Annotated in this window: 12 protein-coding genes; 3 read left to right on the forward strand and 9 right to left on the reverse strand. The window is 66.8% G+C overall.

Annotated elements, in window-relative coordinates; translation table 11 throughout:
- Positions 1–5: 5 nt before the first annotated feature.
- The 7 genes from ASE89_RS14985 to ASE89_RS15015 form a co-directional block, all read right to left on the reverse strand.
- Positions 6–1,409: a TolC family protein gene (locus tag ASE89_RS14985; protein ID WP_056679313.1), complete on the reverse strand. Its 1,404-nt coding sequence runs from the start codon at positions 1,407–1,409 to the stop codon at positions 6–8.
- Positions 1,406–2,485 (reverse strand): efflux RND transporter periplasmic adaptor subunit, encoded by a 1,080-nt coding sequence (locus ASE89_RS14990; protein ID WP_056679316.1) that lies wholly within the window; start codon positions 2,483–2,485, stop codon positions 1,406–1,408. The genes ASE89_RS14985 and ASE89_RS14990 overlap by 4 nt, the downstream gene beginning before the upstream one ends.
- On the reverse strand, positions 2,475–4,163 hold the full coding sequence (locus ASE89_RS14995; RefSeq protein ID WP_056680701.1) for an ABC transporter transmembrane domain-containing protein: 1,689 nt from the start codon (positions 4,161–4,163) through the stop codon (positions 2,475–2,477). Before ASE89_RS14995 ends, ASE89_RS14990 begins: the two co-directional genes overlap by 11 nt.
- Before the next feature lie 93 nt (positions 4,164–4,256).
- Complete coding sequence (locus ASE89_RS15000) at positions 4,257–5,156, reverse strand: hydrogen peroxide-inducible genes activator (RefSeq protein WP_056679320.1); 900 nt, start codon at positions 5,154–5,156, stop codon at positions 4,257–4,259.
- Between the two features lie 66 nt (positions 5,157–5,222).
- Positions 5,223–6,677 carry a glucoamylase family protein gene (locus tag ASE89_RS15005; RefSeq protein WP_056679324.1) on the reverse strand — a complete coding sequence of 485 codons (1,455 nt, stop codon included), beginning with the start codon at positions 6,675–6,677 and terminating at the stop codon, positions 5,223–5,225.
- 67 nt (positions 6,678–6,744) lie between these two features.
- Positions 6,745–9,810: a TonB-dependent receptor gene (locus ASE89_RS15010; RefSeq protein WP_236701816.1), complete on the reverse strand. Its 3,066-nt coding sequence runs from the start codon at positions 9,808–9,810 to the stop codon at positions 6,745–6,747.
- The gene (locus tag ASE89_RS15015; protein WP_082451582.1) at positions 9,807–10,874 is read right to left on the reverse strand and encodes a LacI family DNA-binding transcriptional regulator; all 1,068 of its coding nucleotides are present in this window, start codon (positions 10,872–10,874) and stop codon (positions 9,807–9,809) included. Before ASE89_RS15015 ends, ASE89_RS15010 begins: the two co-directional genes overlap by 4 nt.
- Positions 10,875–11,050: 176 nt before the next feature.
- Between ASE89_RS15015 and bglX the strand changes: the two genes are divergently transcribed.
- Positions 11,051–13,342: a beta-glucosidase BglX gene (gene bglX, locus ASE89_RS15020; RefSeq protein WP_056680707.1), complete on the forward strand. Its 2,292-nt coding sequence runs from the start codon at positions 11,051–11,053 to the stop codon at positions 13,340–13,342.
- A 63-nt stretch (positions 13,343–13,405) separates the two neighbouring features.
- Entirely contained in the window at positions 13,406–14,893 is a 1,488-nt protein-coding gene (locus ASE89_RS15025; RefSeq protein ID WP_168427693.1) for a glycosyltransferase family 39 protein, read from the forward strand.
- A gap of 65 nt (positions 14,894–14,958) precedes the next feature.
- Here the strand turns inward: ASE89_RS15025 and ASE89_RS15030 are convergent, their stop codons facing one another.
- Positions 14,959–15,498, reverse strand: coding sequence for a hypothetical protein (locus tag ASE89_RS15030; RefSeq protein WP_156363515.1), 540 nt, complete (start codon positions 15,496–15,498; stop codon positions 14,959–14,961).
- Positions 15,499–15,719: 221 nt separating this feature from the next.
- On the opposite strand from ASE89_RS15030, the gene ASE89_RS15035 reads away from it, so the two are divergent.
- Complete coding sequence (locus tag ASE89_RS15035) at positions 15,720–18,845, forward strand: TonB-dependent receptor domain-containing protein (RefSeq protein ID WP_056680710.1); 3,126 nt, start codon at positions 15,720–15,722, stop codon at positions 18,843–18,845.
- A gap of 107 nt (positions 18,846–18,952) precedes the next feature.
- Here ASE89_RS15035 and ASE89_RS15040 read toward each other — a convergent pair whose 3' ends face one another.
- Positions 18,953–20,014, reverse strand: coding sequence for a hypothetical protein (locus ASE89_RS15040; protein ID WP_236701817.1), 1,062 nt, complete (start codon positions 20,012–20,014; stop codon positions 18,953–18,955).
- Positions 20,015–20,106 lie beyond the last annotated feature (92 nt).

Below are 20,106 nucleotides of genomic sequence, written 5' to 3' on the forward strand. Positions count from 1 at the left end.
GGGGCCTAGCGGTCCAGCCCCAGTGCGACACGGTCGGCCGTCGCGGCGGCGAGTTCGGCGCGCGCGGAGGCGATGCGGGCCTGCGCGTCGATCAGGCGGACGCGCGCATCGGTCGCGGTCTCCTCGCGCTGGTTGACGAGGAAGAAGTCGCCCGAGCCCAGCTCGAAGCGGCGGCGTTCGGCGACCGCGAGCCGGTCGGCCAGGCTGCGTTCCTCCTCCGCGATCCCGGCGAGCCGTTCGGTCGCGCCGACCGCGATGACGATCCCCTCGACCTCGATTGCGATCTGGTCGCGCAGGAAGCGGCTGCGCTGTGCCAGTGCGTCGATCTCGGCGCGGGCTTCGGCCACGCGTCCCTTGGCGGCGCGATTCTGAAGCGGGACGCTGAAGCGGAAGCCGACCGCCGCTTCGAGCGGCGTGCGGTTCGGTCCGCCCAGACCGACCGGGCCGACATCCTTGCCGACTTCACCGCGCAGGTCGAGCCGGGGCGACAGATCGTTTTCCGCCAGCATCAGCCGCGCGGTCGACTGGTCGATCCGGGTCAGGATCGCCCGGTAATCCGGCCGCGTGACCGCTGCCGCGCTCGATCCGGTCGGCGCGACGCCGGCAAGCGCGCTCGTGTCCGCGGGCAGCCGGTCGGGTGATACGAGCAGCGGTGCTCCCGCATCGTCGCGCAGATAAAGCGAAAGAGAGTTGGCGGCGGTGGCGATATCCTGTTCGGCGCGCACGACGAGCGTGCGCCGGCGGACGAGGTTCTGGTCGTTTTCGGTCAACAGGATCTCGGGTCGTGCACCCAGCGTCACCAGCCGCTCGATCGCGCCGCGCCGCCGCTCCGCAAGGTCGAGTAGGTCGCGATAGGCACGCAGTCGCAACCCCGCGGCGACCCAGGCCTGATAGGCGTCGACCGCGCGGCGCTGGACGCCGATCGCGACCATCTGCGCCTCGAACCGTGCGACGTCGATGTCCGCGCCGGCGACGTTGCGCCGCGTCCGGCGTTCGTCGACCACGCGGTCGCGCAACAAGGCGAACAGCGCGCCGACCTTCGCCTCGCCCAGCCGGTTGGTATAGGCCTGATCCTCATAGACCGGAAAAGTGCCCCGCGACGCGCGGTAGCCGCCATAGACATAGCCGCCATTGGTCGTCAGCGGCCGCGTCACGCGGCTCTCGACCACCGTGCCGTCATAATAGCCCGCGACGCGCGACTTGCCGTCGACGTCGAACACCGTGTCGAATGCGCCGTCCGCCGACAGCGATCGCCCCTCCGCTTGGCGGACGCGCGCGAGTGCCTCGACGATCTGCGGGGCCGACCGCGCGGAGGCACGCAGCACCTCGTCGAGTGTCAGTGGGGCGGGCTGCGCGATCGCTGTCACCGGGCATAGCAGCACTAGCACCGCAACGAGGAACCGGGTCACTTCTTGCCGCCCTCCTCGTCGGACGCCTTCGCATCCATTGCCTTGGCCTCGCCTTTTGCGGCTGCCGCCGGGCGCCGGCCGAATTCGAGCGGGAAGTCGTTGAGCTGGCGCCAGAGTTCATAGCCGACCAGCACCGTCTCGCCCTGCACCCAGCCGCGCACCTTGCCGCCGGGGCGGACGAATTCGCGCGCGGGCCAGGCAGGCTTGTCGGGCTGGGGCTCGACCAGGATGCGGAACAGCCCGTCGGGGGCGGCATTGGGATCGATCGTGCGGACGCGGCCGTCGAACATCCCCTGTGCAACCGATGGCCAGCCGCTGAACTGGATCGCGGGCCAGCCCTCGAATTCGAGGCGGACCGGGCGGCCGGGACGCAGCACCGGCACGTCGCGACCGTCGACGAACAGTTCGACCGCGCGCTCGACGCGCTCGGGGGCGATCACCGCGAGCACCGTGCCGGGCGACACCATCGATCCGCCAGTCGTGGCGTTGAGCTGCTGGACGCGACCGTCGCGGGGTGCGCGGACCATCTGGGCGGACTGGCGGTTGAGCTGGATGTCGATCCGGTTGAGCTTGGCGCGCGCCTCGGCCAGCTTGGCGCCTGCATCGGCGACCTTGATCTGGGTCTGCTCATAGTCGCGCCGCGCGGCCAGCCCCTCGGCGAAGAGCTGCGCAGTACGCGACACGTCGATCCCGGCGACCGCGCGGCTTTGCTGGACCGCGGCGATCTCCGCCTCGACCTGCGCCCGTTCGGCGCGCAGACGCGAAAGCAGGTCGGGGTCGAGATCGACGACGCGCGCGATCGGATCGCCGCGTTCGACATGCTGCCCGTCATGTACGTACCAGCGTTCGACGCGGCCCGGCACGAACGCCGTCACCTGCTGCTGCCGATCGTCGGGATCGAGCGCGACGACCTGGCCGGTGCCGTTGGCGGTCTGCACCCAGGGGACCAGCGCCATGATCGCGACCGCGACCAGGATGCCGATCAACAGCAGCCAGGCAACCGTCACCGCGCTGCGCGGTGCCCGCATCTTCGCCAGTGTCGGGAAATGTGCGACGCGATCGGGACTATACGGCATCGTTCGACTCCGTATGCGCGTCGGCGATCAGCGCGGCATGGGTGGCGAAGCGTCGCTGGCGATGCGGTTCGAGCCGGAACCAGCCATCGAGGACGATGTCTTCGGGCCGGCCGGTACACAGCAGGGTGGTCGTCCCGGCCGCCTTCAGCCGGCGCAGCACGTCCGCCAGCCGCTCCGCGGGGATCAGGTCGCACAGCTGCGAGAGCATCAGCACGCGTGGTCGCACGAGCAGCGCGCTGGCAAGCTTGAGCGCGACGACCTCGCCGATCGCCAGCGGATAGCCCGACGCGGCTAGCGGGGTGTCGAGCCCGTGCGGGAATTGCGCAACCCGCTCGCGCAGGCCCACGGCATCTAGGACTTCGAGCATCCCGCCCGGGTCGGATCCAGCCGCCGCGGCAAGCGACAGATATTCGCGGATCGTGACCTCGACGATGGTCGGCCGGTCGAGCACCATCACCGCGGATCGCAACAGATACATGTCGAACGTCGCCATGTCGGCGCCCCCGACCGTGACCAGCCCGCGCTCGGGCACGATGTGGCGCTTCAGCACCATCGCCAGCAGCCGTTCCGCCCCGCCATCCGCCAGCGTGACGAGCTGTTCGCCCGCCGCCAGCGAGAAGTCGAAGCGCGCACCCTCGACTTCGACTGCTTCGAGCCGGACGGCACCATCGCCGGGCGCCTGTCCCGCGGTGGCGGCCGCCTGTTCCTGGGGAATCGCGAATAGCAGCGACAATTCCTCCGCGCTCGCGATCAGGTCGTAGAGCGTGTCGAGATACCAGCCGAGTTGCGACACGCCGTAGAACACGCCGCTCAAGATCAGCTCGGCCGCGACCAGCTGTCCGATCGATAGTTCGCCGCGCAGGATCAGATTACCGCCGAGCGCGAGCAGCGCCGCGCTGGCAAAAGCATAGAGCAGCAGGAAGGCCACGGTCTGCGCGAAGCTGTAGCGGAAATAGCGTTCGTGGCGGTCGACATAGGTGGCAGTGACGGCTTCGGACCGATCCATCGCGAAATCGAGATGGCGGCTCGATTTGTAGAAACCGTTCGATCCGCCCAGGCTTTCCAGCCAGCGGGCGGCCTCATGCTTGGCGTGACTGAGCGCGACCGCGGAGCGGATCGATCCGCGCGACCAGATCGTCCAGATCGCGAGCACCAGCAGGATCAGCAGCGCGTTGAACGCGAGGAAGAAGGGGTGGTAGAAACTCGTCACGACGAGCCCGACCGCGGACTGGATGATGATCGTGAACGCCCCGATCACCAGGCTCGGCACCGCCTTCTGCACCACGACGAGATCGAAATAGCGGTTGAACAGGTCGCCGCGATTCTGATCGGCGAAGAAGGGGTTCTGCGCATGGACGGCGCGTTCGGTGATTTCGGCGACGACGCGCGCAAAGAACCGCCGTTCGAACAGCGCCATGACCCAGAAGCGCATCGCGCTGAGCCCGGCCACGAACAGCAGCAGCACGAGCAACAGCCCGGCCAGCGTCCATAACGGTGCGGGCAGCGCGGTGTTGGCGACGCTGTTGATCAGCAGCTGCACCGAGATCGGCGTGGCGAGCGACAACAGGCTGATCGCGACGCCGTACACCATTGCGAGGCGGAGATAGGGCGTATCGGGTGCAACGATCTCGCCCAGCCAGCCGCGTGCTTCACGCCATCCGATTCGTTTGCCTGCCACCTGCGTCATCCAACTGCTCGAGTCCGCAATTAGAATCGCCGCACAGCCTCATTGATACAACTACGGGGCGGCTATATCATCGATAGGATAAACCTATGGGCCAACCGCGCGCAACAGGTCGGCGATCAGGTGATAGGCGGGAGCACGGCCTGCGCCGATGCGCCACAGCAGTCCGATCTCGCGATATTGGCGACCGTGATTGAACGGGCGGACGGTGACGTCGTCGCCGTCGCGCACTTCCTGGCGGACATAGAGTTCGGGCAGAAGGGCCAGCCCCATGCCCATCCCGGCCATCTGCCGGATCGCGTCGAGACTGGTGCCCTCGTAATCGTTGAGCACGACCGCGCCGACCTCGCCGGCGATCGCGGCGACCTGTTGCGCGAGGCGATAGTCCGCGACGAGCGTCAGCAAGTTCTGGCCGCGCAGATCGGCCATCTCGATCCCAGCCTTGGGCGCCAGCGGATGGTCCGCCGCCATCGCCAGATACAGCGCCTCACGGAACAGACGCTCGGTGTGGAATCCGCGCCCGGCGACCGGCAGCTGTGCGAGGATCAGGTCGTGGTCACCCGCCGCGAGTCCCGCGGTCAGCGCGGAGGGCAGGCCTTCGCGGACATGGATGCGCAGCGTCGGATGGTCACGGTGCAGACGCGCGACGAAGGTCGGTAGCAGATAGGCGCCGAGCGTCGGTGATACGCCCAGCCGGATCGTCCCGACCAACGCGTCCGCCGAAGCGACGCGCACCTCCTCCAGGTCCGCAAGGTCGAACAGGATCCGACGCGCGCGCTCGAGAAGCTCGCGGCCGAGCGGCGTCGGGATCGCAGGCCCGCCGCGCTCAAAGAGCGGCGCACCGAGAATCGTCTCGAGCGCGCGGATCTGTTGCGAAAGCGACGGCTGCGACACGCCCATCCGTTCGGCCGCGCGCGTGAAGCTGCCGTTTTCGGCAAGCGCGACGAAATAGCTGAGCTGGCGGATGGTGGTCCTGGGGCGATGCATGCGTCATCCTATCGCGCTCGAGCCGGCCGTGCGCACCTGTTATCGCGTCATCGCCCGGTGCGGCGATCAGGTCAGCCAACCCCCGGTAAACCCCGCGCGCTGCAACCCGCGGCGGATATGCGGATTGCGGCGCATGGTCGTCCAGACGAGGCCGGTGCGCCAATTCTCCATCATGACCACGATCGCACCCTGGTCGATGCCAAGATAATCGTCGTCCACCCACCCCGCAGCGGGATCGACGCTGCCATGCTTGAGCGGCACCGACGTGGCCGTCAGCGTCGGGTTGAACGAATCGAGAAATCCGTATTTGCCGTAGATGCGGGCGCCGTAGCGGGCGTGCATCGTCTCGATCGCACGGCTCGACAATTCGGGTTCGAACGCGATCGATGCCGCTGCCGCGGTCGGGGCCAGCGTCCCGTCGTCCCGGTCGCCGACGCCGCGGGCTGCATAGCTGAAGAATTCGCGGCGGCGGCCACCGATGTCGATGGCGAAATCGCCGGGGCCGTCACACGCGGTCAGCCCCCAGACATCTGGGCCATAGCCTACCCAGCCTTCGGGGTTGGCGATCGCATAGGCGCGCTGCGCGCGGACCGCGCGGCGGCTGTTCTCGAAATAATCGATGCCCTTCGCCGTCATGTAGCGGTCGCGAATGCCGCGGAAGTCGATCCAGCAATGGCTGTACTGATGGATGAACAGTGCGGGAAACTGGACGTGCGGCTCGCCGCCCCAGCGGTCGCCCCACTGCGCGTCGAACCGGCTCGTCCACGCATCCCAGCTCTGTGCCGGTAGCGCGTGCGTTGGCGAGCCGAGCGCGAGGATATAGAGCAGCAGGCCTTCGTTGTAGATGTTCCAGTCATGCGGGATGAAACCGCTTTCGGGGTGCCAGCCCATCGCCATGAACGGCGCACGCGGGGTGATCCAAGTCCAGTCGATCGCGGCATAGAGCTGGTCCGCCAGCGCACGGATCCGGACGTCGCCCGGATGTTCGGTATCGAACCAGCTCTGGGCGAACAGCACGCCGCCGATCAGCAGCGCCGTGTCGATCGTCGACAGTTCGGCGCGTGCGAAGCGGTGACCCTTGGTCCTGCCGAGGAAATGGTAGAACAGGCCCTTGAAGCCGCTGTCGTCGCTGCGGCTGTCGCCCTGCGGGGCGGCCGCGAAGAATTCGAGCGTGGCCAGGGTCCGCGCGCGCGCCTGGTCGCGCGTGATCCAGCCATTCTCGACTCCGATCGGATAGGCGGTGAGCGCGAAGCCGACCGCGGCGATCGACGCGAAGGACGGGGTCGGCCAACGATCGGGTGCAAGCCCCGTGACGGGATCAGTCGTGTCCCAGAAATAGCGGAAGCTGCGGTGATGGAGGTCCGCGAGCAACGCGCTCGGCATCGGCGTAGCGATGGTCTCGGGGCCGGGGAGGGCCGCGCTGGGGAGGGGCGTACTGGGGCGGAACGGCGCGGCGCAACCGGCCATGAGTCCCGCCAGGCCGAGCGTGCTGTGGCCCAGCATCTGCCTGCGATCGATCATGATGTCCTTCGGGTCTGGTCTTCAAAAAAAGCGGGGGCGTGGCTGGGCCACGTCCCCCGGGGGCAGGTCAGAAGGAGAAACCCGCCGACAATTTGACCGTGCGCGGTGCGTTGCCGCCCGTGCTGTAGGTCGACCGCCGACCGTAATTCGGATCGAGCGGGCTATTGTTGAAATCGACGTAATTGCGGTCGTTCATCACGTTCAGGATATCGAGCCGCATGCGGATCCTGGTCTGATCGGAGATGAAGCCGAGCGGGACATATTTCGTGAACGCGAAATCGAGCTGTCGGCGACCCCAGAGATCGCCAAGGCCATCGGCTTCGCGCCCGACCAGCGTCCGCGAGAACGGATCCGAATTGTCGATGAACGCCTTGAGGTAGATCGGCGATTCGATCTGGAACTTGGTCGAGATCGTCACGCCGATCGGCGTATCGACGCTGCCCGCGATGACGAACCGGTGACGCGGCACGCCCGACGAGCGCAAGGTCGGATAATCGGAGAGCTGGGCGAAATCGAGCGAATAGGTTTCGCCAAATTGGCGGTTCTCGTCGGCCTGCGTGTAGGTGTAGGTTGCGTCGATGCTCCACGGCGAGGCCGCCGAATAGGTCTTGGTCAGCTTGAAATAGACCGCATCGGAATTGGTCTTCAGGCCATTGGTGCCGAGAATGATCGAGCCATAGCCGTTCGGCGAGAAGGAGAACGGGGACTGCGGCACGTCGGTCGGGTTGGCCGGATCGTTGAAGAAGAAGCTCCCGTCCGGACGGCGGTTGCCGAGCAGGAACGCAAACCCGTCATTGCTCTCGATATGCGTGAAGCCCAGCTCGAGTTCGACCGGCGAGAAGCGGCCGCGCAGACCAAGGCTGAACTGGTCCGAATAGGGCAGCTTCAGATCGTTGTTCATCATGACGATCGCGCGGCCACCGCCGCTCGCCGAGGTTGCCAGCTGCTGACGTCCGGCCTCGGTCAGGTAGACTGGATCCCATGCGATACAGGTCTGGCTGGGTACGCAGGGGTTGAGCGAGTCGTTGCCAATGAAGTTGAACGTGCGGACCTGATACGCGCCCTGGCTGACCTCCTGCTGCAGGAAGTCGAACTGGTTGCGATCATAGGAGCGACCATAGCCCCCGAACATCGAGAAGCGTCCGGCTTCGTCGAAGCGATAGGTGAAGCCCAGCCGCGGCTGCCACGCACCCTTGAACGCCTTCCGGTTGTTGCCGGTCGAGATATAATCGTTGATGTCGTAGTCGGCGCCAATGAGGTTGCCGTAATTGGCGGGCGACACCGCAGCGACATTCTCTGCCGAGGTGGCATAATCGAGATAGGCCGGCGTCCGCTCATAATCCCAGCGCAGGCCGAGATTGAGCGTCAGGTGATCGGTGACGTCCCAATCATCCTGCGCGTAGAAACCGATCTGGAAATTGTTCGACCGGACGTTGGGGTTGCCCGCCGCGACGGCGGCGCCGAACTGGAGCTGGTAGGGCAGCGTGTCGTTGAAGGCGACGCCGGGGATCGCGTTGACGTCATAGGTATATTGCGGGTTGGTCAGGTTCTGCTCGCGCGTGTTGAGCTTCACCCACTTCGCCTTGGCGCCGACCTTGATCGTGTGCCCCTGGAGGCCGGTGAAGGTGAAATCGTCCTGGACGGTCCAGCCCTTCTGCCCCTTGGTCTGGAAATTGCCGCCGGCGCCGGCGCGTAGCAAATCGGTGCGCTGCGTGCCGCTGCCGATCCGCTGCGTCGCCTGGAAGAACTGCGTGATGCCGTCGGTCGCGGGCGTCGGCGAGAAGACCACATCCTCATACGAGACGCGCGCGTCGTTGATCCAAGTATTTCCCGTATGCTGCCAGCGCAGCAGGCCGCGCTTGTCGACGACCTTGTTCAGCGTCGACGTGCTCGCGGCGTTGATGCCCGTCGCGTTCTGCAGCCCGGATTCGTTGCGATATTTGCCCGACAGCTCGATCAGATCATTGTCGGTCGGCACGATATCGATCTTGCCGAAATACAGGTCTTCCTTGAACCGCTGCGCGAAGGTGCCGAAATCGTCCCGATATTGTTCCGGAATCGACGCGACCGGATAGCCGTTCTCGGGTCGCACGTCGTACGGGCTGGTGATGCGCTTGCCTTCATAGGTGAAGAAGAAGTGCGCCTTGTCCTTGATGATCGGGCCGCCCAGGGCCGCGCCGAACTGCTTGTTGCTCGTGTCCACCTTCGGAATCGTGGTCGGGAAAATCTCGCTCGGGCGACGGTCGCGCAGCTTCTGGTTGGTGTAGTCGAAGAAGCCCTCGCCGTGGAATTCGTTCGTGCCCGACTTGGTCACCGCGGTGATCGCAACCGAGCTGACCTGGTCGAACTCCGCCTTGTAGTTCGACGACAGCACCTGATACTCGCCGATGCCGAGCTGCGGGAAGGGGTTGCCGGGCGACGAATCCTGGCCGGTGATGCCGTTCTTGAGGACGTAATCCTTCTGGCTGACGCCATCGACGAAGACGTTCACGGTGCGGCTGTCCTGGCCGCCGCCCTGGATGCGCGACGCGCCGCTGGCGTCCTCGATGAAGCGGACGCCCGGTGCGAGATCGGCGAAGGCAAGGAAGTTGCGGTTGTTCTGCGGCAGTTGCTCGATCAGGCGCTGCGTGATGTTGCTGCCGACCTGGCCGCCCGACAGCGAGCGGATCCGGTTGCCGGTGACGACGATCTCGTCGCCCGTGCCGCCTGCGGCCGGGGTTGCCCCGGTGTCCGCCGTCGGATCGGGTTCGGCACCGGGCGTGGCCGGCTGGGCGGCGGGGGGCGTCGCGGCGCTCGACAGGTCGAGGTCGAGCCCGGCGCTCTGCCCGACGCGCAGCGTGAAGCTGTCGGAATTGCGCATACCGGTGCGCTGCTTGATCTCGAGGCGATAGGTGCCTGCGCGCAGCGACGCGAAGTTGTAGCCGCCAGCGGCGTCAGCGGGCACCGTGCGACGCAGGCCGGTCGCGACCTCGACCGCGGTGACCTCGACGACCGGATTGTCCGCCGGCGCGGTGATCGTGCCGCGTAACGACGCCTGGCCGACCTGGGCGGCTGCCGGCGCGGGGGCGAACAGCACCCCGCCGGACAGCGCCGTCAGCGAAAGCGCTGCCGCACGCAACATCATCTTGGTCATGGTCGTTCCCCTGTTCCCGATTGATCGGGTGTCTCGTTGTGGATTGTGGATAGAAATGCGTTGGGTCGTGCCGGGTCGGGCTGGCCGGTCGATTCCCGTATGACGACGACCGGGACGCGCTGCTCGGGCAGGCCATCGTCCTGCCCGGCAATCGCGCCTGCCAGCCGTGCGACGCCGCGCGCACCGAAGGCCGCGATGTCGATGCTCGCGGTGGTCAGCGACGGCGTGATGAGCCGGGCGAGCGGGATGTCGTCGAAACCGGCGATCGCAATCTGCTCCGGAACGGCAATCCCGGCCCGTTTCAGCGTCATCATCGCGCCGATCGCCATCATGTCGTTCGCGGCAAAGATCGCGTCGGCGTCGCACCCCTCGTCGAGAAGGGTCGCGGCGGCGGCGATGCCCGAGGGTTCGTTAAAGTCACCCGGCAGGATGCGCAGCGTGACGCCTGCACGCGCACAGGCGTCGCGCGCGCCGCGACACCGTTCCTCGGCATCGATATTCCCCTCGGGGCCGGTGATATGAACCAGCCGGCGGCGGCCGGTTGCGATCAGATGCTCGACGATCGCGGCGGCGCCGGCGGCGTTGTCGATACGCAGTTCGGCGCGGCCGGGTTGTCCCGGCGCACAGTTCAGCAGCACCGCGGGCATGTCGCGCGGCAGGTGCGCAAGCAGCTCGTCCGCCGCGACCTGAGGGGCCATGACCAGCAGCCCGTCGACCCGACCGCGCATCGCGTTCAGCGCCGCCACACCGCGCGCCGCGTCGCCGTGCATCCTCATCAGCATCAGGTACAGCCCGCGCTCCGACGCCTCGCGGTCCATGCCGCGGAGCAGTTCGGAGAAGAATTCGCCGTGGAGATCGGGGATCACCACGCCGATCATCCCCGAGCGGGCCGAGCTCAGGTGTCGCGCCGCGGCATGCGGGACATAGCCAAGCCGCGATGCGACCTCCTCGATATGCTTGCGCAATTCGGGGCGGACGCTGGCAAGCCCGTTCATCGCGCGCGACACGGTCGCCACCGACACCGCCGCCTCGCGGGCAATATCACGGATCGTGGCGTGCGACATGGCTGGTCAGGATCCCCTCTGGCGTCGGCCGTCGTTCGCGGCTGGAAATGTTGTTCTTGATGTAACCGGTTACATGATCCAGAAACGGGGATCAAGAACCTTGCAACGATCATCAGCCCGGTGAAGCCGGGCGGTCGAAGCAGGCACGGGCGAAGGGTTAGCGGATGGCGGCGACGATGGCACAACGGACGATTTCACGACGGGCGATGATCATGGGGGCGGGCGCCGTCACCGCTTGGGCAGCAAGCCCGGCGCGCGCGCTGCTGCAGCAGACGGCACAGGCGCGTGCCCTGCCTGCATCGGTCGAAGCCGTGCTTGCGCGCATGACCGTCGTCGAGAAGGCCGGGCAGTTGACGCTGATGGCGGCGGCCTGGGCGGGGGGGGCGGCGACCGCGCTCAATCCCGCGGGCGGGTCGTCGAGTTTCGACGAACAGCTCGCGCATGTCCGCGCCGGGCGACTGGGCGGGGTGTTCAACGGCAATGGTGCGGTGATGGCGCAGCGGATGCAGACCGCCGCGATGCGCCAGTCGCGATTGAAGATCCCGCTGCTGTTCGCCGCCGACGTGATCCATGGGCTGCGCACCGTGTTTCCGGTCCCGCTGGCAGAGGCGGCAAGCTTCGACCCCGACCTTGCGCGGCGTACCGCCCGGGCCGCGGGGGCCGAGGCGGCGGCATCGGGGATCGACTGGACGTTCGCGCCGATGGTCGATGTCGCGCGCGACGCGCGCTGGGGGCGTGGTGTCGAGGGGGCGGGCGAAGATGTCCTGCTCGGCCGGATGATGGCGGCGGCGCGGGTCCGCGGGTTCCAGGGCGAGCGGGGACTGGCGGCGTCGGACGCGGTCGCGGCCTGCGCGAAGCATTTCGCGGCTTATGGCGCGGGCGAAGCCGGGCTCGACTACAACACGGTGGACGTTTCGGAACGTACGCTGCGCGAGGTGTATTTTCCGCCGTTCCAGTCGGCCTTCGACGCCGGCGCTGCGACGACGATGGCGGCATTCAACGAGATTTCGGGCGTCCCGGCGACCGCGAATGCGTGGCTGCTGACGCAGATCCTGCGCCGCGAATGGGGCTTTGGCGGGCTGGTCGTGTCCGACTATACCGGCGACGAGGAATTGATCGCGCACGGTTTTGCGACGGATGCGCGCGAAGCGACCAAGCTCGCCTTCATGGCCGGCGTCGACATGAGCATGCAAAGCGGGTTTTACCTGGCGCATCTGCCGGCGCTCGTCGCGGCGGGCGAGGTGCCGATGGCGCGGCTCGACCAGGCGGTCCGCCGCGTCCTCGCGCTCAAGGTCGCGCTCGGATTGTTCGACGATCCGTTCCGGCGGATCGACCCGCGTCGCGAGAAGACGCGGATCCGGACGCGCGAGACGCTGGCGCTGGCCCGCGATGCGGGGGCGCGGTCGATCGTCCTGCTGAAGAATGACGGCGCATTGCTGCCGCTGCCACGACAGGGGCGGCGGATCGCGCTGATCGGTCCGTTCGCGGCCGGGCAGCACGACCTGATCGGTCCGTGGAACGTGTACGGCACCGACGCCGAAGCGGTCGATCTGGCGACCGGTATCCGGGCAGCGGTGGCCGACCCGGCGCAGGTCAGCGTGACGCCGGGGTCCGGGATCGACGATCCGCTTTCCGGCGGGATTGCCGCGGCCGTCGCCGCCGCACGCGCGGCCGATGTCGTCCTGCTCGCGATCGGCGAGAGCCAGCGCATGTCGGGCGAGGCGCAGTCGCGGGCGTCGATCGTGATCCCCGCGGCACAGATGGCGCTGGCCGAGGCGGTGGCAGCGACCGGCACGCCGATCGTCGTGCTGCTGCGTACCGGCCGTGCACTGGTGCTCAGCGACGCGGTGCTCAAGGCGCCGGCGATCCTGGTCACCTGGTTTCTGGGGTCGCAGGACGGGCCGGCGATCGCCGACATCGTGTTCGGCAAGACCGGGCCGTCGGCGCGGCTGCCCGTTTCCTTCCCGCATGCCACGGGGCAGGAGCCCTATCATTATGATCACAAGAACACCGGGCGGCCCAACCCGCCGGGCCCGCTGCTCGAATACAAGGCGCGCTACCGCGAATTCGCCAACGCCGCGCTGTTCCCGTTCGGTCATGGCCTGACCTATGGTGCGATCGAATACGAAGCGCTCGATCTCGGCGCTGCACAGCTGTCGACCGATGGCGCGCTGACGGTGCGCGCGACGATCGGCAATAGCGGCACGCGCGCCGCCGAAGAGGTCGTGCAGCTCTATATCCGCGATCTGGCGGCCAGCGTGACGCGCCCAGTGCGCGAACTCAAAGCGTTTCGCCGTGTCGCGCTAAAACCGGGCGAGCGGCAGGTCGTGTCGTTCACGCTGCGTCGCGACGACCTGCTCTTCATCGGCCGGGATCTTGTGCCGACCGTCGAGCCGGGCCGCTTCCACCTGTGGATCGCGCCGTCCGCACAGGCGGAGGGTGTATCCGGGGAGTTCCAGCTCGTCTGACGATCATCGATGCGGTGAGGCCGCCCCTTGTGCGGGCGCGCGTGATCGGGAAAGGCAATGCGGGTGAAGCGGGTCGATCAGCATGGTGGTTCCCCGGCGGCGGCGGGACGCCTGCGCGCGCCGCTGATGCTGGCGCTGATGCTCGTCGCCGTTGCGGCATTCCGCATCCACACGGCGCAGTATTCGCTGTGGTATGACGAGCTGGCGTCGCTCGAATTCGCCCGCCAGCCTGTGTCGCGGCTGTGGAGCAGCTGGATGCTGCGCGAGACGAACCCGCCGCTGTTCTACACGATGCTGTCGGGCTGGATCGCGCTGGTCGGCCAGGATGATGTCGCGGTGCGGCTCCTGCCGATCGGGATCGGGACGGCGGGGATCGGCGCGGCCTATGGGCTAGGGCGAGCGGTCGGGGATGCGAAGGTCGGGCTGCTCGCCGCCGCGCTGCTGTCGCTCTCCGCGCTGGGCACGGATCTGAGCCAACAGGTGCGCGGCTATGCGCTCGCGCAGCTGGCGGTGCTGCTCGCCTGCACCGGGATGGTCCTCTATCTGCGTCGCCGGACGCCGGGTTGGCTGGTCCTCTACGGCCTTGCGACGCTCATCGGCCTGTATACGCATACGACGGTCGCGGTGTTTGCCGGGTTGGCGGGAGTGACGATGCTCTGGTTGCTGCACGGCGACCGGAGGGCACAGGCGCGGTGGCTGGCGACGAACGTCGCGGTGCTGGCCGGCTGGGGATGGTGGGCGATGATCAGCGTCCGCCAGATGACGATGCCCGTGACCAATATCGCGTGGATCGCCACACCGTCATGGCGTGACGCGGTCGCGATGACGGCGCAGGTCTATCTGCCGTTCTATGCGGACCGGCCGGGGCTGGCGGGCACACTATTGCTCGCCGCGATGTTCGCGGGGCTGGCGGTGTGCGCGGTACGCGCGGCGCGGCCCGAGATACGGTTGCTCGCCGTCGTGACGATCGGCGCACCGGTGCTGCTGTTCGCGATCAGCCAGCGCGTGCCGATATTCCTGCCGCGCACGCTGAGCTGGAACAGCGGGCCCGAGCTGGTGCTCGTGGCGCTCGGTGTGACGCGGATAAGATCGACCCCCGTCGCCCGTGCAAGCGGCACCATTCTGCTTGGCCTGAGCGCCATCGGCCTAGCGAGCTGGCTGCCCAGCCGTGAGCGCGAGCACTGGCCCCAGGCCGTCGCCCTGATCGGGAACCATAAACCCGCGCTCGTCATCGTCGGCGACGATGCGGTCGCGCTGGCGCTTGATCGCTATCGCTCAAAGGCGGAGCTCAAGGGCCCGAGACCGATCGTCGTTCACTCGGCCTATCGTGAACGCTGGGCCGACGGGCTGTATTCGGGCCCGCATTTGTCGCCCGCCGCCGCGCTTGCGGTGATTCGCGACTGGGGTTGCGGCGCGGTGGTCGAATGGGGGCCCTTTCATCCGCCGATACTTGACGATCCGGCGGTGACCGCCCGACCGCTCACCCGTGACACCGCCCCGGCGGTGACGCTGATCGATATCCCGCGGGCGCGCCGAGCATGTCGGCCTTGATCTGAAGCCCGTCCACGACCGCAGGACGCCACCTTTTCACGAGGTGCCGAAGATAGCGACGGGGTTCAACGCCGACGTTTGACCAGAATCGCGCGCTCGCCGGTGATCGACGCCTTGAACCCGCCAAAGCCGGCCTGCCGGATGGTGATTGCGGTACCCGGCCGGGGTTGCAGCGAGAGCGGTTCGATCGTTTCCCAGACCATGCCGTTCGCCAGTTGCAGCGCGAACCGCGCATAGCTCGCCGGCTTTGCCGTGGTGATCGTGGTCTGCACCTCCGTAACGCGTGTGACGCGATCCGCCTCACCGCCGCCGAGGGGGCTTTGACCGGCATCGGCAAGGCCGAATTGCTGGCGTTTGCGCTCGATAACCTTGCCGCGGTCGAGCGCAAGCAGGTCGCCTGCCTGGCGCGCGCGCGCGATCTGCCCGGCGGTCGTGTCGAAGCAGGCAAGCCGGGCTGCATCGGCCGGTATGTCCCTGCACGCGGCCAGCGCATCCAATGTCTTCGAAGAGTCTTCTCTGGCCTGCGCGGCGACAGCCGGGGCGATCGGCAGGGCGCCGACGAGCAGCGCTGACAGGGCAACAGGGATAGCCGGCAACATTCGCATATGATCGCCTTATGAGGTTTGGCTTGGCAGAACCCGGCCTCGGGTTTCGCCATACGACACTATGTTGCGGTTATGTCACGGTGATGTCGCAAACGAAATGAGAAAAGGTCCGAATCGACGATAATTGTTGCAGCGCAATGGCGTGGCTGGATAGATCGTGACCAGAACCGGAAAATCCGGAGAAAATGCACGGTGCATTCACCGGCGACAAAGGGGTATTTATGACATCTGCTGCTCGCGCCCATTTGCTTGCGACCACGTTGCTGATGGGGGCGACGACGTTCGCCACGCCAGCCTTCGCACAGGTCCAGGGTGACAATTCTGGGATCCGCGCGGGGGGCGCGACCGCGACTCAGTCGACCACGCCGGGCGCCAACGCCCAGGGCGAAGTCGGCATGACGACGTCGGAAGCCGCACCGAGCACGGAGAACAGCCAGGGTGACATCGTCGTCACCGGCTCGCTGATCAAGAACCCCGCGCTGATCGCCTCATCGCCGGTGACTGTCATCGGCCAGGAGGAAATCAAGCTTCGCCAGTCGAACACCGCCGAAGACATTCTGCGCACGCTGCCGGGTGCGACGCCGAGCATCGGTTCGGCCGTCAACAACGGCAATGGCGGCGCGTCCTATGTCGATCTTCGCGGCCTCGGCTCGTTCCGCAACGTCGTCCTGCTCGACGGCAACCGCATCGCACCCTCGGGTCTGCTCGGTCGCGTCGATCTCAACAACATCCCGCTCGCACTAGTCGAGCGGGTCGACACGCTGACCGGCGGCGCCGCGACCACCTACGGCGCGGACGCCGTGTCGGGCGTCGTCAACTTCATCACGCGGTCGGATTTCTCGGGCATCGACGCCTCGGTCTCGAACCAGATCACCGAGCGTGGCGATGGCGCGTATTTCCGCGGCGACATCACGATCGGCGCCAATTTCGACGATGGCCGCGGTAACGCGGTCTTCTCGGTCGGGTACCAGCAGTCGGATCCCGTCTATCAGGGCGAGCGCGACTATTCGGTGCAGAATTACGACTCGTTCTCGGGCGCGAGCAGCGGCTCGGGCACGACGGTCCCATCGGTCTTCACGCTTGGCGGTCGTCGCCAGATCAACCCGGCCACGGGTTCGCTGACGACTGCGGTCATTCCGTTCAACTTCAACCCGTACAACATCTTCCAGACGCCGTTCGAGCGGTTCAACATGTATGGCGCCGGCCATTACGAAGTGTCGGACAGCGTCGAGATCTACACGCGCGGCCTGTTCTCGAAGAACACCGTCGACACGATCATCGCGCCGTCGGGCGTGTTCAACTCGTCGATCGTCGTGCCGTTGTCGAACCCCTATCTGCCGGCCGGTGCGCGGAACCAGTTCTGCGCCGCCGCCAGCATCACCCAGGCGCAGTGCGACCTCGCCGCAACCGCGACCAGCCCGACCGTGACCGTGGGCGGCGTGACGACCGCAAACCCGAACTTCCGCACGATCACGACAAACCTGTCGCGCCGGACGACCGAGGTCGGGCCGCGTATCTCGAACTTCCAGACGACGATCTTCGACTATCGTGCCGGCGTTAAGGTCGGGCTGACCGAGGGTATCAAGCTCGACGTCTCGGGCGGTTACGGTGAATCGGAGAATACGCAGACGCTGCAGGGCTATGTCCTGACGTCGCGCGTACGGTCCGCGGTCTATGCAACCAATACCACGAGCTGCCTTGGCGGTGCGCCCGGCGGTGCAGCGATCGACGCGGGAACCGGCTGCGTTCCGCTCAACGTCTTCGGTGCCGACGGTTCGATCACCCCCGATATGACCTCGTATATCACGGGTGAGAGCACGACGACCGTTCGTACCTCGCTGGCGCAGGCCCGCGCGGTTCTCAACGGTGATTTCGGCTTTGCCTCGCCGTTCGCAAGCGACTCGATCGGTTTCGCGGCCGGTGCGGAGTATCGCAAGTACCGTGCGTCGCAGCGTTCGGATACGCTGGCACAGACCGCTGGCGAACTCGGTGGCGCCGGTGGCGCCGCGCCGAACATCGACGGTGGCTATGAAGTCAGCGAAGGCTTTGGCGAGCTCATCGCGCCGCTCGTCCAGGATCGTCCGTTCTTCCAGAGCCTGACGCTCGAAGCGGGCGTCCGCTACTCGCACTACAAGGTGTTCGCGGCCAACTCGCCCTCGTACAACACGACTACCTACAAGGGCGGCGGCAGCTGGGAGCCTGTCACGGGCCTGAAGGTTCGCGGCAGCTACCAGCGTGCCGTCCGTGCACCGACGATCAGCGAGCTGTTCTCGCCGGTGAATACGGGTCTGACCAACCTGGCGACCGATCGTTGCGCCGGTGCAGCGCCGGTCAACGATGCCAATCTGCGCGCCGTCTGCCTTGCGCAGGGCGCACCGGCCTCGACCATCGGTCTCATTGCGGTTCCGACTGCGGGTCAGGCGAACATCACGTCCGGCGGTAACCTCGACCTGCGTCCGGAAAAGTCGGACAGCTACACGCTCGGCCTCGTCATCCAGCCGCAGCAGATCATTCCCGGCCTTTCGATCAACGTCGATTACTACAACATCAAGATCAAGGGCGCGATTTCGCAGTTCGCGCCGGGCGATATCATCTCCAACTGCTTCGACACCATCACCGCGGCGAGCGCCACCAGCCCGGCCTGCCTTGCGATTTCGCGAAACCCGGTCACGGGCGGACTCGACGGCGATCCGGCAACTACGCGCGGTCTGCTGGCTGCAATCTCGAACCTTGGCACCGTCAAGACCGACGGTATCGATCTTGCGATCAACTATCGCACGCCGCTGACTCAGGGTGTCAAACTGGGCCTGTCGTTCCAGGGCAACTGGTCGAACTCTGCGACCTTCCAAGCCGCACCGGGGCTCATCAATCGTGAGTGCATCGGCTATTATTCGGTCAACTGCGGCGGCGCGGCCAGCGCTGCGGCTGGGGGCTCGGGCTCGATCCAGCCCGAATTCACCTGGAACACTCGGGCGACGTTCACCTTCGTCGACAACATCGACGTTTCGGTGCTGTGGCGTCACATCGATAACGTCCAGCAGGAGCCGGACGATGTCGTCAACGGTAACGGGGCGGCGTTTAGTGGTACGCTCACCGGTGGCGCTCTCGCCGGCCAGTCTGCGGATTTCACGCGGATCCCGTCCTACGACTATATCGACCTGTCGACCCGGATCGGCATTGCCGAGAATTTCGACCTGACCGTCACGGTACAGAATCTGTTCGACAAGCAGCCGCCGCTCGTCGGGTCGACGGTGGGTTCGACGAGCTTCAACAGCGGCAACACCTATCCGTCGACGTATGACGCACTGGGCCGCCGCTTTGCGATCGGTGCGAACCTGCACTTCTAGGGTCAGGCCATCTCGGTCTGGATTGGGGCGGTTCTTCGGAACCGCCCCTTTTTTTGTCCGGGCTCGACCGCGAACCTATCGGCTGCGCGTGGTGGCGGGACGAGCGCCTAGCCCAGCAGGGGCGCCGGGGGATCAAGCGCGACGCCGGCGGTGCGTGCGACCGCCTCTGCCCAGATGACCACCTTGTCGATCTCGTCGGCGTGGAGTGCCGCGCCGGTCTCGTGCTCGCGTGCCCTGTCCGCCGCGCCATAGCTCTTGCCGTCCTTGGCATTGCGCGCAAAAGCAGGGCCGTCGAGCAGCACCTGCACGGTCGCCGGATCGTCGGGCAGCGCATAGAATCGTGCCAGGGCCGTCACCGTGGCAAAGGGGTTCGCGAGCAGGGTTTCGCTCTGCAACGTTCTGACGCGGTCCGGAAAGCGGGCGACCAGGCCGGCGAACAGATCCGCCTGCGCGATCCACCCTACCGCTGCCGCCTGCAGATCGGTCAGCCTAAAGATGTCCTCGGGCGTGAGGCCCAGATCGACGATGCCATCGGCGAGCTGCTTGGCGAGAAGCTCGCGCACCCAAAGCCGGCCCCACATACCCTTTCGTGCGATCGACGTCAGATAGATGCGCACCGGCGCGTAGAGCAGCACGGCGCGGGCCTGTGGCCGCATCGCCAGCATCGCAGGCGCGAGGGCGTTGACGACGTTCGACGGCTTGATCACCACCGCCTCGCCGGGTTCGAAGGCGCGGCCAAGCAGTCTCAGCGTCGCATCAAGGACCTCGCCGACGCGCGCGGGATGACCGCCGCGGTGACGCCAGCCGACGAGATCGTTGAGAATTACCGGCTCTTTCAGCGCGGTGGCGAAGCCCGGCATGTCGAGTGCCTGCGCCAGCATCGTCGAACAGCAATAGGCCGAGTGGAAAATGAAATGAACCGATGCAGCGGGCGGGGCGGCCGCGACGGCGTCGCGTCGTGGCACCACGATCGGCGTGGCCGACGACGGCATATACTCGTCGGTGAGGAAGGTCGCCACGCCACGCTGCGCCCGGTCCGCCGCGATGAAATGCACCGCATCATGGTCCGGATCGTAACGATGGGCCAGCCAGCACGGATTGCCGATCTGTGCGCCGACGGACGTGGCGGATTCCCGAGCGGGGGCGGGCGGGCGGGTCGGACGGGTCATGGCATCGGGATCGCATATCATGGTCCCGACCGCCACCGGTCTTGGTACGTCCGAATCGGCCAAAATGTCGTTGCGAAATTGAAAGGACCCGT

Source organism: Sphingomonas sp. Leaf30 (assembly GCF_001422525.1).
Classification (GTDB): Bacteria; Pseudomonadota; Alphaproteobacteria; order Sphingomonadales; family Sphingomonadaceae; genus Sphingomonas; species Sphingomonas aerolata.

What these genes read in the sequence shown, in the direction of transcription:
- ASE89_RS15005 (WP_056679324.1), bottom strand. Translation starts at nt 6,677, where the DNA reads ATGATCGATCGCAGGCAGATGCTGGGCCACAGCACGCTCGGCCTGGCG.
- ASE89_RS15010 (WP_236701816.1), bottom strand. Translation starts at nt 9,810, where the DNA reads ATGACCAAGATGATGTTGCGTGCGGCAGCGCTTTCGCTGACGGCGCTG.
- ASE89_RS15040 (WP_236701817.1), bottom strand. Translation starts at nt 20,014, where the DNA reads ATGACCCGTCCGACCCGCCCGCCCGCCCCCGCTCGGGAATCCGCCACG.
- ASE89_RS15030 (WP_156363515.1), bottom strand. Translation starts at nt 15,498, where the DNA reads ATGCGAATGTTGCCGGCTATCCCTGTTGCCCTGTCAGCGCTGCTCGTC.
- ASE89_RS15035 (WP_056680710.1), top strand. Translation starts at nt 15,720, where the DNA reads ATGACATCTGCTGCTCGCGCCCATTTGCTTGCGACCACGTTGCTGATG.
- ASE89_RS15000 (WP_056679320.1), bottom strand. Translation starts at nt 5,156, where the DNA reads ATGCATCGCCCCAGGACCACCATCCGCCAGCTCAGCTATTTCGTCGCG.
- ASE89_RS15015 (WP_082451582.1), bottom strand. Translation starts at nt 10,874, where the DNA reads ATGTCGCACGCCACGATCCGTGATATTGCCCGCGAGGCGGCGGTGTCG.
- bglX (WP_056680707.1), top strand. Translation starts at nt 11,051, where the DNA reads ATGGCACAACGGACGATTTCACGACGGGCGATGATCATGGGGGCGGGC.
- ASE89_RS14990 (WP_056679316.1), bottom strand. Translation starts at nt 2,485, where the DNA reads ATGCCGTATAGTCCCGATCGCGTCGCACATTTCCCGACACTGGCGAAG.